12 protein-coding genes are annotated in these 14,436 nt (G+C 72.5%); 5 read left to right on the top strand and 7 right to left on the bottom strand.

Annotated features, from left to right (window positions below):
* Nucleotides 1–7: 7 nt before the first annotated feature.
* Together H0S66_RS11205 and nrdR are read right to left on the bottom strand one after the other, a co-directional pair.
* On the bottom strand, nt 8–2,953 hold the full coding sequence (locus tag H0S66_RS11205) for a vitamin B12-dependent ribonucleotide reductase (RefSeq protein WP_179615459.1): 2,946 nt from the start codon (nt 2,951–2,953) through the stop codon (nt 8–10).
* A gap of 190 nt (nt 2,954–3,143) precedes the next feature.
* On the bottom strand, nt 3,144–3,623 hold the full coding sequence (nrdR, locus tag H0S66_RS11200; protein ID WP_179615458.1) for a transcriptional regulator NrdR: 480 nt from the start codon (nt 3,621–3,623) through the stop codon (nt 3,144–3,146).
* A gap of 462 nt (nt 3,624–4,085) precedes the next feature.
* Here nrdR and H0S66_RS11195 point away from each other — a divergent pair, with 462 nt between their 5' ends.
* Nucleotides 4,086–4,403 carry a hypothetical protein gene (locus H0S66_RS11195; RefSeq protein ID WP_180923590.1) on the top strand — a complete coding sequence of 106 codons (318 nt, stop codon included), beginning with the start codon at nt 4,086–4,088 and terminating at the stop codon, nt 4,401–4,403.
* Here H0S66_RS11195 and H0S66_RS11190 read toward each other — a convergent pair.
* The 3 genes from H0S66_RS11190 to H0S66_RS11180 all read right to left on the bottom strand — a co-directional run bounded on the left by H0S66_RS11190 (nt 4,327) and on the right by H0S66_RS11180 (nt 5,722).
* On the bottom strand, nt 4,327–4,698 hold the full coding sequence (locus H0S66_RS11190) for a class I SAM-dependent methyltransferase (protein WP_180923588.1): 372 nt from the start codon (nt 4,696–4,698) through the stop codon (nt 4,327–4,329). The two genes, H0S66_RS11195 and H0S66_RS11190, sit on opposite strands and share 77 nt — an antisense overlap.
* Nucleotides 4,652–4,870: a hypothetical protein gene (locus H0S66_RS11185; protein WP_180923586.1), complete on the bottom strand. Its 219-nt coding sequence runs from the start codon at nt 4,868–4,870 to the stop codon at nt 4,652–4,654. The genes H0S66_RS11190 and H0S66_RS11185 overlap by 47 nt, the downstream gene beginning before the upstream one ends.
* A 480-nt stretch (nt 4,871–5,350) precedes the next feature.
* Nucleotides 5,351–5,722, bottom strand: a complete 372-nt coding sequence (locus H0S66_RS11180; protein ID WP_179615455.1) for a LysM peptidoglycan-binding domain-containing protein — start codon at nt 5,720–5,722, stop codon at nt 5,351–5,353.
* 335 nt (nt 5,723–6,057) lie between these two features.
* On the opposite strand from H0S66_RS11180, the gene lexA reads away from it, so the two are divergent.
* From lexA to H0S66_RS11165, 3 genes are all read left to right on the top strand, one after another.
* Complete coding sequence (gene lexA / locus H0S66_RS11175; protein ID WP_179615454.1) at nt 6,058–6,792, top strand: transcriptional repressor LexA; 735 nt, start codon at nt 6,058–6,060, stop codon at nt 6,790–6,792.
* 101 nt (nt 6,793–6,893) lie between these two features.
* A complete protein-coding gene (locus H0S66_RS11170; RefSeq protein ID WP_258016868.1) occupies nt 6,894–8,645 on the top strand; it encodes an alkaline phosphatase D family protein in 1,752 nt (583 codons plus the stop codon).
* Nucleotides 8,645–9,961 (top strand): alkaline phosphatase family protein, encoded by a 1,317-nt coding sequence (locus tag H0S66_RS11165; RefSeq protein ID WP_179615453.1) that lies wholly within the window; start codon nt 8,645–8,647, stop codon nt 9,959–9,961. Before H0S66_RS11170 ends, H0S66_RS11165 begins: the two co-directional genes overlap by 1 nt.
* Before the next feature lie 12 nt (nt 9,962–9,973).
* Here the strand turns inward: H0S66_RS11165 and H0S66_RS11160 are convergent, their stop codons facing one another.
* Nucleotides 9,974–11,884 (bottom strand): ATP-dependent DNA helicase, encoded by a 1,911-nt coding sequence (locus tag H0S66_RS11160; RefSeq protein WP_246305537.1) that lies wholly within the window; start codon nt 11,882–11,884, stop codon nt 9,974–9,976.
* Between the two features lie 231 nt (nt 11,885–12,115).
* A complete protein-coding gene (locus H0S66_RS11155) occupies nt 12,116–12,811 on the bottom strand; it encodes an SGNH/GDSL hydrolase family protein (RefSeq protein WP_179615452.1) in 696 nt (231 codons plus the stop codon).
* Nucleotides 12,812–12,974: 163 nt separating this feature from the next.
* Here H0S66_RS11155 and H0S66_RS11150 point away from each other — a divergent pair, with 163 nt between their 5' ends.
* A complete protein-coding gene (locus H0S66_RS11150) occupies nt 12,975–14,435 on the top strand; it encodes a PhoX family protein (protein ID WP_179615451.1) in 1,461 nt (486 codons plus the stop codon).
* Nucleotide 14,436: the final 1 nt, after the last annotated feature.

The raw sequence follows: 14,436 nt of genomic DNA, 5'->3' as shown, positions 1-14,436 counted from the left end.
TCCCTGGTCAGCTGCAGCCGGAGGTGCTGCCGCAGCCCTCGCAGACGTAACAGGAGCCGGCGGGGCGCATCTTGGTGCCGCAGGTGAAGCAGAGCGGGGAGTCGACGGCGGTGCCGGTGATCTTCTCCATCAGCTCGGCCGAGGTGTGGGCACCCGAGGTGTCGCGCTGGGCCGGGACCTCGCGCTGGTTGCTGCCCTCGGTGTCGTGGGTCTCGACAACCTCGGCGGTCTCGACGACGCTCGCTTCGCTCGCTGCTCGACCAACGGAGGAGCCCCCGTCGCGCCCCACGGAGGGGGTGTCGACCAGCTCGGCGGCGCCGCCGGTCTCCTCAACAGGCTCGTAGGAGCCGGTCTCGAGGTAACGCTGACGCTCGTCGGCCGAGTAGATCGACAGGGCCTCGCGCTCCTCGAAGGGCAGGTAGTCCAGAGCCAGGCGGCGGAAGATGTAGTCCATGATCGACTGCGCCATCCGCACGTCGGCGTCGTCGGTGAGACCGGCGGGCTCGAAGCGCAGGTTGGTGAACTTCGAGACGTAGGTCTCCAGCGGGACGCCGTACTGCAGGCCGATGCTGACCGCTATTGAGAAGGCGTCCATCACGCCGGCCAGGGTCGAGCCCTGCTTGCCGAGCTTGAGGAAGATCTCGCCGAGCTGGCCGTCCTCGTGAGCACCCGAGGTCATGTAGCCCTCGGCGCCACCCACGGTGAACGACGTGGTGCGCGAGACCCGTGACTTCGGCAGGCGCTTGCGGGTCGGGGCGTAGACGACCTTCTCCACGACCTTGGTCTCGACCTCGTCGGTCGCGGCGGGCCGGTTCGAGTCGGTGCCCTTGTTCTCGCCCTTGCCCGAGGACATCGGCTGGCCGACCTTGCAGTTGTCGCGGTAGCAAGCGGTCGCCTTCAGACCGAGCTTCCAGGACTGGAAGTAGATGTCCTCGATCTCCTCGACCGTGGCGGTCTCGGGGAGGTTGACGGTCTTGCTGATCGCACCGCTGAGGAACGGCTGGCAGGCCGCCATCATCCGCACGTGGCCCATGGGCGCCAGGGCACGGGCGCCCATGGCGGTGTCGAAGACCTCGTAGTGCTCGGTCTTGAGGCCGGGGGCGTCGATGACGTGGCCGTGCTCGGCGATGTAGGCCACGATCGCCTCGATCGACTCGGGCTGGTAGCCCATCTTCTTCAGCGCGCGCGGGATGGTCTGGTTGACGATCTGCATCGAGCCGCCGCCGACGAGCTTCTTGAACTTCACCAGCGAGAAGTCGGGCTCGATGCCGGTGGTGTCGCAATCCATCATGAAGCCGATGGTGCCGGTGGGCGCGAGCACCGAGGCCTGCGCGTTGCGGAAGCCGTTGGTCTCGCCGAGCTTCTGCACGTCGGCCCACGCGGCGGTGGCCAGCTTGTGCACCTGCGAGTCGGCGATGTGCAGGGTGCGCACGGTGTCGTTGGCGGCCTGGTGCTTACGCATCACGCGCTTGTGGGCGTCGGCGTTGCGGGCGTAGCCGGTGTAGGGGCCCACCACGCCGGCCAGCTCGGCCGAGCGCTTGTAGGAGACACCGGTCATCAGCGAGGTGATGGTCGCGGCCATCGAGCGGCCGCCGTCGGAGTCGTAGCCCAGGCCCATCGCCATCAGCAGCGCGCCGAGGTTGGCGTAGCCGATGCCGAGCTGGCGGTAGTCGCGGGTGGTCTGGCCGATCGGCTCGGTCGGGAAGTCGGCGAAGCAGATGGAGATGTCCATCGCGGTGATGATCACCTCGACGGCCTTCGCGAACAGCTCGGCGTCGAAGGTGTCGTCGTCCTTGAGGAACTTCAGCAGGTTCAGCGACGCCAGGTTGCACGAGGAGTTGTCGAGGCTCATGTACTCCGAGCACGGGTTCGACGCGGTGATGCGCCCCGTCTCGGGGTTGGTGTGCCAGTCGTTGATGGTGTCGTCGTACTGCAGGCCCGGGTCGGCGCACTCCCACGCGGCGGTGGAGATCTTGCGGAACAGCTCGCGGGCGTCGACGGTCTCGATGACCTCACCGGTGCCGCGCGAGCGCAGCCCGAACTCGGTGCCCTCCTCGACCGCGCGCATGAACTCGTCGGAGACGCGGACCGAGTTGTTGGCGTTCTGGTACTGCACCGAGGTGATGTCCTCGCCGCCCAGGTCCATGTCGAAGCCGGCGTCGCGCAGCGCGCGGATCTTGTCCTCCTCGCGCGCCTTGGTGGCCACGAACTCCTCGATGTCGGGGTGGTCGACGTCGAGCACGACCATCTTGGCCGCACGGCGCGTCGCGCCGCCCGACTTGATGGTGCCGGCCGAGGCGTCGGCGCCGCGCATGAACGAGACCGGGCCCGAGGCGGTGCCGCCGGAGGAGAGCAGCTCCTTGGAGGAGCGGATGCGCGAGAGGTTCAGGCCGGCACCGGAGCCGCCCTTGAAGATGAAGCCCTCCTCCTTGTACCAGTTGAGGATCGAGTCCATCGAGTCGTCGACCGAGAGGATGAAGCAGGCCGAGACCTGCTGCGGCGAGGGCGTGCCGACGTTGAACCAGACCGGGGAGTTGAAGGAGAAGTACTGGTTGACCAGCAGCCAGGTCAGCTCGTGCTCGAAGACCTCGGCGTCGGCCTTGGTGGCGAAGTAGCCGTGCTCGACGCCGCCCTTGACGTACTGCTCGACCACGCGGTTGATGAGCTGCTTGAGGCTGCGCTCGCGGGCGTCGGTGCCGACCGCGCCGCGGAAGTACTTGGTGGTGACGATGGTCGAGGCGTTGACCGACCAGGTGGCGGGGAACTCCACGCCGCGCTGCTCGAAGACGGTGGCGCCGGTCTTCCAGTTGGTCTGGACGACGTCGCGGCTCTCCCAGGTCAGCTCGTCGTAGGGGTGCACCCCCTCGGTGCTGAAGACGCGCTCCATCGTCAGGCCCTTGCCCTGGCCCTTGGTCGCTGCGTCGGCTCCTGCGCCGCTCACCGTCTCGGTCATGCCGTGCTCCTCTGTGTCCCGGTCTAAGGGGTGCTGGTTGGTGCGGTCTGCTGCTGGGGGGTGCTGTGTCGGCGCCCGTCCCGATGGTCGCTGCGACCACCGACATCGGACGTGACACCGGGTGATGCGGTGAGGGAAGAGGTGGTGCGCCCGGCAGGCAGCTTCCCCACTACCTGCCGGGCGGTCTGTGTCAGCCCGTGGGCTGGGGCTCGGTGTCGAGCGTCAGGCGCTCGGCGCGGAGCATGGCGATCTCGTCCTCGAAGTCGGCCGCGGAGGCGAACTGGCGGTAGACGCTGGCGAAGCGCAGGTAGGCCACCTCGTCGAGCTCGCGCAGCGGGCCCAGGATGGCCAGACCGACCTCGTGGGCCGGCAGCTCGGCGGCTCCCGCGCCGCGCAGGGTGTCCTCGACGACCTGGCCCAGGCAGGCCAGCTGGTCCTCGGTGACCGGTCGGCCCTTGCACGCCTTGCGCACGCCGGCCACGGCCTTCTCGCGCACGAAGGGCTCGCTGGCCCCCGAGCGCTTCACGACGCTCAGCTGCATCTGCTCGACGGTGGTGAACCGCTTCGAGCAGGCCGAGCAGGTACGCCGCCGGCGGATCGAGCCGCCGTCCTCGGAGACCCGCGAGTCGAGGACCCGGGTGTCGGTGGCACGGCAGAACGGGCAGTGCATCGGGTCCTCCTCTCGGGCGCGCCGCGCAGCCCCCGCGAGGGCTGCTGGGTGTGGATATCGTTGCTCTCCCTGTGGAGAACAACCGGTCACCTGTGCACCATCCCGCATCCATCTGTGAACTAGATGTGGATAACTACACCGGTGTAACTACTAGATGTAGTGGAACCGTACGCCCGGGACCACGAGCCGCGCAAGCCGTCCCGAAAATTTCCTGCGACCCAGATCACACTCGACACATCGGTGCAGGTCAGCGCACCGGGACCGCCCCGAAGGGGTGGCGCCGAGCAGTGCTGGAGCGGCCGCCAGATGCCGGCACCGGTACCGACACCCGGTCGCCGGGGCTGGGTGCGGTCGGACACAATGACGCTGTGAGCGGCGAGGCGGGCGGCCAGGTGGACGAGCAGGTGGCCGGCGCGCCGACTCCCGCTCCCGCCACGGCCGGCAAGCGGGCCGGTTCCCGCCGTGCGGCCCGCCCCCCGCCCGGAGCGCTCGTTCCAGCCGCGGCTGCTCGGCCTGGCCCTGGCCGTCACCGCCGCGGTGGTCGCTTGGGGCTACCTGGTCTACGCCGCCATCGACTTCGGCACCCAGGCCCGCGGCGGGGAGTCGGCCGCCTGGTTCTTCCTGGCGCTCGCCTCCGTCGGGGCCGTGGCCTGCCTCTTCGTGGGCCTGATGCTCATCGCGCGCCTGGGCCGGGCGCTCGGCCTCACCCGCGACCCCGCGACCCCGGCTCCCCCACCGGGCGGACGGCGACGAGCTGCCACAGCGCCCCGAGAGAGATGAACGGCTCCCGGTCGCACAGCGCGAGCTCGAGGCGCTCCAGCGCCGCGTAGAAGTCGGGGTCGGCCTTGCGGCCGTCGTCGGCGACGTAGTCGTTGGCGACCCGGGCGGCGAAGCGGCCCACCACCTCGAGCCCGGCCGCCACCAGCTGCGCCTCGACCTCGTCGCGGGCCACCGCCCGCGCGGTCGTGGCGAAGGTGGCCGACTCCATGTCGTCGCGGCCGAGCTCGTCGAGGGCAGCCTCCGGCCCCTCACGCACCAGCCGCCCGATCACCCGCGCCGCGGGGTTCGGCGCCATCACCGAGACCCGACCGCCCGGCCGCGCCGCCCGCGCCAGGACGTCGCACGTCGGCCGCGCCGGTCTCGGCCGGGCGGTAGTGCAGCACGTTGTGGCACAGCACCAGGTCGAACCCGCCGCCGGCCCCGTCTCCGGCCCCGCTCAGGTCGTCGATCGAGCCCTCGAGGGTCACCAGCCGCTCCCCGCCCCCGCCGACTCGGCGCGGCGGCGGGCCTCGGCGAGCCAGGAGGGCGCCGGTCGAGGACCGTGACGTCGTGGCCGGCGACGGCCAGGCCCAAGGCGTCGCGGCCGTCGCCCCCGCCGACGTCGAGGACCCGCAGCGCCCGCGGCTGCCCGAGGTCGGCCTGGAGCGCCTCGATCTGGCGGCGCAGCGTCTCGCGCACCACCGCGAACCGCAACCGGCCCCAGGGCGCCTCGCACCACGCCTGCCACTGCGCCAGCCTGCTCTCGAAGACGCCGTCGCTCACCACGACACCCTCCCCCACCGGACGCGGAAGACAGGGCCCGACACAGCGCGAGGGGCGGGCCCACTGCGGGCCCGCCCCTCGTCTTTCCCCTGGTTTCGCCGGCCGGGGTCGAGGCGACCGACGAAATCTGTGGGCGGCCACAGGGGCCGCCGCGCCCGGACCGCACCGCGGTCGCGGGCCGTTCCTCAGCCGGCCGGGACGACCAGGCGCTGGCCGGTGACCACCAGGCCACCGTCGAGGGAGTTCAGCTGCTGGATGCGCCCGATGACCTCGCGCACGTCGCCGGACTCGGCGCGCTCGGCGGCGATGGCCCACAGCGTGTCGCCGACGCCGACGGTGATCGTCTCAGTCGCCGGGGCGGTGCCGCTCTCGCTGGTGGCAACGGAGACGCCGGCCAGCACGACGCCCACCAGGGCGACGAGCAGCAGGCCCGCGGCCAGCACAGCGAGCCGGCCGCGGCGGGTCAGCCGCAGCGAGCCGGGCGTCGTACGGCGGGTGGCGCGGACGGCGCCGAGGCGGATCGGGGCCGGGGCGGCGGTGAGGGTCATGGTGCTCATCGGGACCTCCTGGGGAAGGGGGTGGTCGTCGTCGTGCTCGGTCAGGGAGATGTCTACGGACAGCCACCGACAGTCCCGGTCGCGATCCTGCTTCGACCAGGTGTTCGATCGAACACATGAGCGAGACTAGATCAGGTGTTCGAGCCGCGCAAGGGGTGCGGCGAACAATTGTTCGAGATCCCCGACGTCACGCCGGAGCAGCCCGTCGCCGCCTCCACGAGCGCGACACGCCCTTCGAACAGATGTTTGAAGTCGGGCCCGCGCGGCGATAGCGTGGGTCCACGACCCATCCGAGCGGACTCCCCGGCTCGGGCCTCGCGCACGAAAGGCACACGATGGCCACCAAGAACAGCGGCCCCCGCAAGCGCGGGGTCGCGGAGCTGCCCGACGGCCCTCCCGACGCGACCGGCCTGACGCCGCGCCAGATCAAGGTCCTCGCGTGCATCAAGGAGGCCATCGAGACCCGCGGCTACCCGCCGAGCATGCGCGAGATCGGCCAGGCCGTCGGCCTGACCAGCACCTCCAGCGTCTCCCACCAGCTCAAGGTGCTCGAGGAGAAGGGCTTCCTCAAGCGCGACCCGCACCGCCCGCGCGCGCTCGAGGTCTTCCTGCCCGAGCTGATGGCGCGCCGCAAGGCGATCTCCTCGGCCGACGACAGCTCGGTCGACGAGACCGACATCGGCAACACCATGCCGCAGGCCTCCTACGTGCCGGTCGTGGGCCGGATCGCCGCCGGTGGCCCGATCCTGGCCGAGGAGCGGGTCGAGGCCGTCTTCCCGCTGCCCCAGCAGCTGGTCGGCGACGGCCAGCTCTTCCTGCTCGAGGTCTCCGGCGACTCGATGATCGACGCCGCGATCTGCGACGGCGACTACGTGGTGATCCGCCAGGAGCAGACCGCCAGCAACGGCCAGATCGTCGCCGCCCTGATCGGTGAGGAGGCCACCGTCAAGACCTTCCAGCGCAAGGACGGCAAGGTCTGGCTGCTGCCCCACAACGACGCCTACGAGCCGATCGACGGCACCCACGCCTCGATCCTCGGGGTCGTCACCGCGGTGCTGCGCAGCCTCTGAGGCCCCGCACCCGCCCGTCGGGAGACCGAACCGACGGTGAACAGACGGTGCTCACACCGCCGTCCACGTCACGTGGACGGCGGTGTGTCGTTGGATGAGGCGTGACCCCACCACTGACCCCCACCACCGCCGCTGACGCCGCGAGCCCCGCCGACGCCGAGCGGGCCCGCCTCGCCGCCCTCGGACGCCGTACGGTCCTGGCCGCCAGTGCCGTCGGGGCCGGCGGCGCCGCCGTCACCGGCGCCGGCGTGCTCGCCGGCCCGCACGCGGTCGCCGCGAAGGCCCGTCACGACGTCTTCGCCCACGGTGTGGCCTCCGGCGACCCGCTGCCGCGCGCGGTGCTGATCTGGACCCGGGTCACCCCCACCAGGGCCGCCACCCCCGGCTCGGGCAAGGGCCCGCGGGTGGGCGTGCGCTGGGAGGTCGCCACCGACCGCCGCTTCCGCAACGTCGTGCGCCGGGGCCGCTTCGTCACCAGCGCCGCGCGCGACCACACCGTCAAGCTCGACGTGACGGGCCTGCAGCCCGAGACCGTCTACCACTACCGCTTCACCGCGCGCGGCCAGCGCAGCCCGGTCGGCACCACCCGCACCGCCCCCGCCAAGCGCGCCACGCCCGACAACCTGCGCTTCGGCGTGGTGTCCTGCGCCAACCTGCAGGCCGGCTGGTTCAGCGCCTACCGGCTGCTCGCCGAGCGCGACGACCTGCACGCGGTGCTGCACCTGGGCGACTACCTCTACGAGTACGCGCCCGGCCAGTACGGCATGGGCCAGGACAACGTCGACATCCGCCCGCACGACCCCGCGCGCGAGATGGTCTCGCTCTCCGACTACCGCCGCCGGCACGCGCAGTACAAGACCGACCCCGACCTGCAGGCCCTGCACGCCCGGTACGCCTGGATCGTGACCTGGGACGACCACGAGGTCACCAACGACCAGTGGAGGAAGAACGCCGAGAACCACGACGACTCCGAGGGCGACTACCTCAAGCGGCGCGCCCGCGCCCACCGCGCGTACGACGAGTGGATGCCGGTGCGCATGGACGGCACCGCCTCGCTGGGCGACGGCGCCCGGCTCTACCGCCGCCTGCGCTTCGGCGACCTGGCCGAGGTCAGCATGCTCGACCTGCGCACCTACCGCTCCCAGCAGGTCGCGACCCCGCTGGTGGACGCGGAGGTCAACGACCCGGCGCGCTCGATCACCGGCAACCGGCAGATGGAGTGGCTCAAGGACTCCCTGACCCGCGGCAACCACGCCCCGCAGTGGAAGGTGGTCGGCAACCCGGTGATGATCGCCCCGGTCACCTTCGCCGACCTGCCCAACGAGCTCGTCGACCCGGTCAACGACGTCACCGGGCTGCTGCCCCAGGACGGCTCGCCGTACAACGTCGACCAGTGGGACGGCTACACCGCCGACCGCCGCGAGGTCTTCCGCCACATCGACGACCACCAGGTCAAGGACGTGGTCTTCGTGACCGGCGACATCCACTCGGGGTGGGCCTGCGACCTGCCGATGGACACCTCGCTCTACCCGCTGCTCGGCGACTCGGTGGGCGTGGAGTTCGTGTGCTCCTCGGTGACCTCCAACAACCTCAAGGACATCACCGGCCAGCCGGCGCTGACGCCGCTGGTGGAGACCGCGATCAAGGCCAACAACCGCCACATCAAGTACCTGAACTTCGACGACCACGGCTTCTCGGTGCTCGACATCACCGCCGAGCGCACCCAGATGGACTGGTACGTCATCGGGGCCCGCGACGACCAGCAGACCACCGCCACCCACGACGCGTCGTTCCGCACCCTGGCCGGCACCGGCACGGTGCAGCGTGTGAGCACCCCCGTAGGAGACCGCTGATGTGCGACCCGACGAGCGGCCACTGCGACGCGGCCGGCCCCGCCCCCTTCGCCCGCGGCCTCGGTGAGATCCGCGCCGGTCGGCGCACGGTCCTGACCGCGGCGGCCTCGGGGCTGGCGTTCTCGACCGTGGCCGGGCTCGAGCCGGCGCTCGCGGCGCGGGCCTCGACCCGCAAGCGCGCCTACGTGCTGGTCGTCGACGGCTGCCGGCCCGAGGAGCTCGACAGCGGGCTGACGCCGAACCTGCTGGCGCTGCGCGAGGGCGGGGTGCACCACCCGCGGGCCACCTCGATGCCGGTGATGGAGACCATCCCCAACCACACGATGATGATGACCGGGGTGCGCCCCGACCGCAGCGGCGTGCCGGCCAACGCGGTCTACGACCGGGCGCTGGGCGAGATCCGCACCCTCGACCAGCCCTCCGACCTGCGCTTCCCCACCGTCATCGAGCGGCTCAACAGGCGCGGGCTGACCACCGGCACGGTGCTGAGCAAGGAGTACCTCTACGGGATCTTCGGCGAGCGGGCCACGCACCGCTGGGAGCCGTTCCCGATCGTCCCGATCTCGGGGCACGCCCCCGACGACTTCACGATGCGCGCCACCCTCGACATGATTGGTGAGTTCGACCCCCACCTGGTCTTCGTCAACCTCGGCGACGTCGACCGGCTCGGGCACACCGACCTCACCGGCCCCACCACGCTCGAGGCCGCGCGCAAGCTGGCGCTGGTCAACACCGACCGGCTCGTCGGCGACTTCGTGGCCGAGCTGAAGAGCTCGGGGCGCTGGGAGCACTCGATCGTCATCGTGCTGGCCGACCACTCGATGGACTGGTCCTACCCCGACCGGATCGTCTCGCTGCAGGGACCGCTCTCGGAGGACCCGTTCCTGGCCGACCGGTTCGTGATCGCCGACAACGGCGGTGCCGACCTGGTCTACTTCACCGGCCCGCGCTCCGAGCGCGACAAGGCCGTGCGCCGCATCCGCCGCATCGCCTCCGACGTGCCCGGGGTGCTGAAGGCCTGGGACCGCCGCGCCGACTGGCTGCGCCTGGGCCCCGAGTCCGGCGACGTCGTGGTCTTCTGCCAGGCCGGCTGGCGCTTCAGCGACCCCGACGTCTACTCCAACCCGATCCCCGGCAACCACGGCCACCCCGCCACCCGCGCGATCCCGTTCTTCATCGGCGGCGGGCACCGCGCGGTCACCCCGGGCAGGGTCTCACCGCGCCACGCCCGCACCACCGACGTCGCCCCCACCGTCGGGGCGTTCTTCGGGCTCAAGCCGCCCAGAGGCGGGTACGACGGGAAGCCGCGGCTGTAGGCGCGATGGCGCTCAGGCGTCCTTGGCGGAGGCGGCCAGGCGGGCCAGCGCCTTGCGGACCACAGCGGGGTCGGTGGTGGTCCACATCGGCGGCAGGCTGGCCTTGAGGAACGAGCCGTAGCGGGCGGTGGCCAGGCGGGGGTCGAGGACGGCCACGACGCCGCGGTCGGAGGTGGTGCGGATCAGCCGGCCGGCGCCCTGGGCCATCAGCAGCGCGGCGTGGGTGGCCGCGACCTGCATGAAGCCGTTGCCGCCGGCCTTGTCGGCGGCCTTCTGCCGCGCGCTCATCAGCGGGTCGTCGGGCCGCGGGAAGGGGATGCGGTCGATGAGCACCAGCTGGCAGGTGTCGCCGGGCACGTCGAGGCCCTGCCACAGGCTCAGGGTGCCGAAGAGCACCGTGTGCGGGTCCTCGACGAACTGCTTGGCCAGCTCGGGCAGCTGGGCGTCGCCCTGGGCGAGGATCGTCAGGTGCGGCAGCCGCTCGCGCACCGCCTCGGCGGCGGCCTCGGCGGCCCGCCGCGAGGAGAACAGCCCCAGCGCGCGGCCGTCGGCGGCGTCGACCAGCTCGACGATCTCGTCGAGCTGGGCCTTGCCGAGCCCGTCGCGGCCCGGCTGCGGCAGGTGGCGGGCGACGTAGAGGATCGACTGCTGGCCGTAGTCGAAGGGGCTGCCGACGTCGAGGCCGCGCCAGGGCAGCACCCCGTCGCCGGGCGCGATCTCGCGGCCCACCCCGACCCGCTCGGTCGGCTTGAGCCCGACGCTGGTGGCCACCGAGGCGAAGTCGCCACCGAGCATCAGCGTGGCCGAGGTCAGCACCACCGTCTTCTCGCTCAACAGCTTGTCGCGCATCGGGCCCCACACCGCCAGCGGCGCGACGTAGAGCCGCGCCGGCATCCGCTCGCGGGCCTCGCCCAGCCACAGCACGTCGGACTCCAGGTCGGCGGCCATCCGCTCGGCGACCACGAAGACGTCCTGGACCATGCCCTTGGCCTGCTGCTTGCCCGGGTCGCCCTCGCCGTCCTTCGGGTTGTCCTTGGGGTACGCCGACACGCACGCGCGGGCCGCGTCGCGCACCAGCTGCAGCGCGTCGCCCAGGTGCACCGGGAGCCGCTCGAAGCGGCCGGCGTCGCACTCGGCCATCGCGTCGCGCAGCGCGTCGGCGGCGTCGGCCAGGTCGTCGGCCTCGGAGCCGTCGACGTGGCGCCCCGAGCGCTTCGCGGCGCGCTCGACGTCGAGCGCCGACAGCTCGTCGGTGGCGGCCTGGGTGACCCGCGCGGTCAGCTCGTGGGCCTCGTCGATCACCACGGCGTCGTACTCGGGGATCATCGGCACCCCCTCGATCGCGTCGATCGCGAGCAGCGAGTGGTTGGTGACGATGACGTGAGAGCGGTGCGCCTTCTCCTTGGCCAGCTCGGCGAAGCACTCCTGGCCGAAGGGGCAGCGCGCGGCGCCGAGGCAGTCGCGGTGGCTGACGCTGACCTGGCGCCACTCGCGGTCGGTGTGGCGCGGGGCGCCGTCGCGCTCGCCCGACCCGCCGCCCTCGGCCTCCTTCTCGGCCCACTCGCGCAGCTCGAGGACCTTCTGGCCCATCGACCCCTCGGGCAGCTGCACCAGCGCGCCCTGGTCGTCGGGCACGCCCTCGCGCACGCGGTGCAGGCAGGCGTAGTTGGAGCGGCCCTTGAGCACCGCGAAGGAGGTGTCGACGTCCTTGCCGGCCCGCGAGCCCTTGACCGCCGCCATCAGCCGCGGGATGTCGCGCTCGACCAGCTGGTGCTGCAGCGCCAGGGTGGCGGTCGCGACCACCACCCGCTCGCGGTGCAGCAGCGAGGGCACCAGGTAGGCCAGCGACTTGCCGGTGCCGGTGCCGGCCTGCACCAGCAGGTGCTCCTCCTCCACGAACGCGCGCGCGACCGCCTCGGCCATCTGCACCTGCCCGGCCCGCTCGGCCCCGCCCAGGGCCTGCACGGCCTCGCCCAGCAGGGTCGTCACCGCGCCGACGGGCGCGTCGCTGAGCAGCGGCGGCGTGGCGTCGTCGGTCGTCGCGGCGGCGTCGGCTGTCTCAGGCACCCGAGCACCCTAGCCGCGCCCACCGACGCTCCCCAGCGGCCCGCCCCGGGGCTGTGGAGGGCGGGTGCCGCGGGTCACGGCGGCCGCTCACCCGAGGTGCGCCGCCACCCAGTCGCCGAACGCGGTGTGCCCGGCGGGGGTCAGGTGCAGCCGGTCGTCGAGGTAGCCCAGCTCGACGTCGAGCGCCGAGAGGTAGGTGACTCCGTGGCCCGCCGCCAGCTCCGCGAGCAGCGCGTCGACCCGGGCGACGTACGCCGCCCGCGACGGCGCGCTCGCCGGCCCGACGACGACCACGCGGCGACCCTCGAGCACCGCCAGCAGGTCGTCGAACCCGGCGGTGACCTCGGCGTCGCTGCGGTCCCAGTCGTTGAGGCCGCCCTCGACCACCACCAGGGCGTCGGCCGGCAGGCCGGCCAGCGCCGCGGGCGCGCGGGCGGCGAAGGAGACGGCGCCGCAGCCCGAGGCGCGCGCCGAGAAGCCCGAGCCGGAGAAGCCGGCCACATGCACGCGACCGGGCAGCCGCACCGGCCACGAGGCGCCCGGGTCGGCCAGGCCCAGCCCGGCGCTCCACGAGTCGCCGATCACCAGCACCGGCTCGCCGGAACCGGTCACCAGGCCCGCGCGGGCGCTCGAGTCGGCGGCGAAGCGGTCGCAGCGCTCGGCGTACGAGCCGGTGGCCCGCTCGGGGGCCAGCACCACGACGACGACCGCGAGCGCGACGAGCAGCGCGGCCAGGCCCACCCCGAGGGTGCGCCGCCGCGGCACCGCCAGTGGTCCGAGCACACCCCCATCGTGCGCGCGCGCACGGGCCCGCGCAGCGGTTCGGCGCAGGTCGTGACCGGCCCGTGCAGGGATCGTTACGCGCCGGTGTGGACGGGGTGGCCACCGGGTGTGACCTGGATTACGTTGGATGCCCGTCCCGCCTCTCGGATCCAGGAGTCTCCGCATGTCGCTCGACCGTCGCACCCTGCTCCGCACCAGCGCCGCCGGCGCCGCCGTCGGCCCCTTCGCCGGGCTGGTCACGATGCCCGCCGAGGCGGGGCGCCCACCCCGCCAGCAGGAGCTGGTGCCCGTGCGCGACCTGCGCGACGGCACCGTGCGCCTGCACCTGCCCCGTGGCTTCAAGTACCGCTCGTTCCACGACACCGAGGGCCCCGTCGTGCTCACCGACGGCACCGCGCTGCCCGGGCGCCACGACGGCATGGGCGCCTTCAAGGGCCCGCGCGGCACCACGCTCCTGGTGCGCAACCACGAGGTCAACAACCCCCAGCCCGCCTTCGGCCCCGGCACGCCGTACGACGAGATGGCCGGCGGCGGCACCACCACGGTGCAGGTCAACCGCCGCGGCGGGGTGCTCGGCTCGTTCACCAGCCTCAACGGCACGATGATGAACTGCTCGGGCGGGCAGATGCCGTGGGGCGCGTGGATCACCTGCGAGGAGACCGTCAACGGCCCCGACGTCGAGGCCGACTTCACCGGCACCTCCAACGTGCCGCTGAAGCAGCGGCACGGCTACGTCTTCGAGGTGCCGGTCAGCCACCAGCCGGGCCGGGGCCAGTCGAACCGCGAGCCGATCCGCTCGGCCGGGCGCTTCGCCCACGAGGCGGTCTCCTTCGACCCCCGCAAGGGCCACCTCTACCTCACCGAGGACGACTTCGGCTTCGCCTCGGGCTTCTACCGCTACCGCCCGCCCGCGCACCCCATGGAGGTCGGCGAGCTGCGCGACGGCGGCCGGCTGCAGATGCTGAAGGTCAAGGGCGTCGACAACGCCCACCTCGAGGGGCACCAGGAGCAGGGCGCGACCTACGACGTGGAGTGGGTCGACATCGCCCAGCCCGACGTCGAGTACGACCACACCCCCGGCGAGCCGGCGCCCACCGAGCAGGCCACCGCGCTGACCCACGTGGCCAGCCAGGGCTGGGCGCAGGGGGCGGCGTACTTCTCGCGGCTCGAGGGCCAGGTCTACGACCGCGGCGTCGTCTACTTCACCTCCACCCAGGGCGGCGGGGAGGCGATGCCCGGCACCGAGGGGCCCTCCGGCTACGGCAACGGCTCGGGCCAGGTGTGGGCCTACGACACCCGGCGCCAGCAGCTGCGCTGCGTCTTCCAGTCACCCGGCCCGATGGTGCTCGACCTGCCCGACAACGTCACGACGTCCAAGCGCGGCACCCTGGTGGTCTGCGAGGACTCCAGCGGCGACAACTACCTGCGCGGGCTGACCCGGCGCGGCAAGATCTGGGACATCGCGCTCAACCGGCTGCGCAGCAGCAGCGGGGCCGAGCGGTTCGGCGACGAGTTCGCCGGTTCGACCTTCAGCCCCGACGGCCGCACGCTCTACGTCAACATCCAGTCGAGCAAGGGCATGACGTTCGCGATCTGGGGCCCCTGGGGCCGGATCGGGGTCTAGG

The organism is Nocardioides marinisabuli, from assembly GCF_013466785.1.
GTDB classification, from domain to species: Bacteria; Actinomycetota; Actinomycetes; order Propionibacteriales; family Nocardioidaceae; genus Nocardioides; species Nocardioides marinisabuli.
This window is presented reverse-complemented; position numbering and strand designations above follow the sequence as displayed.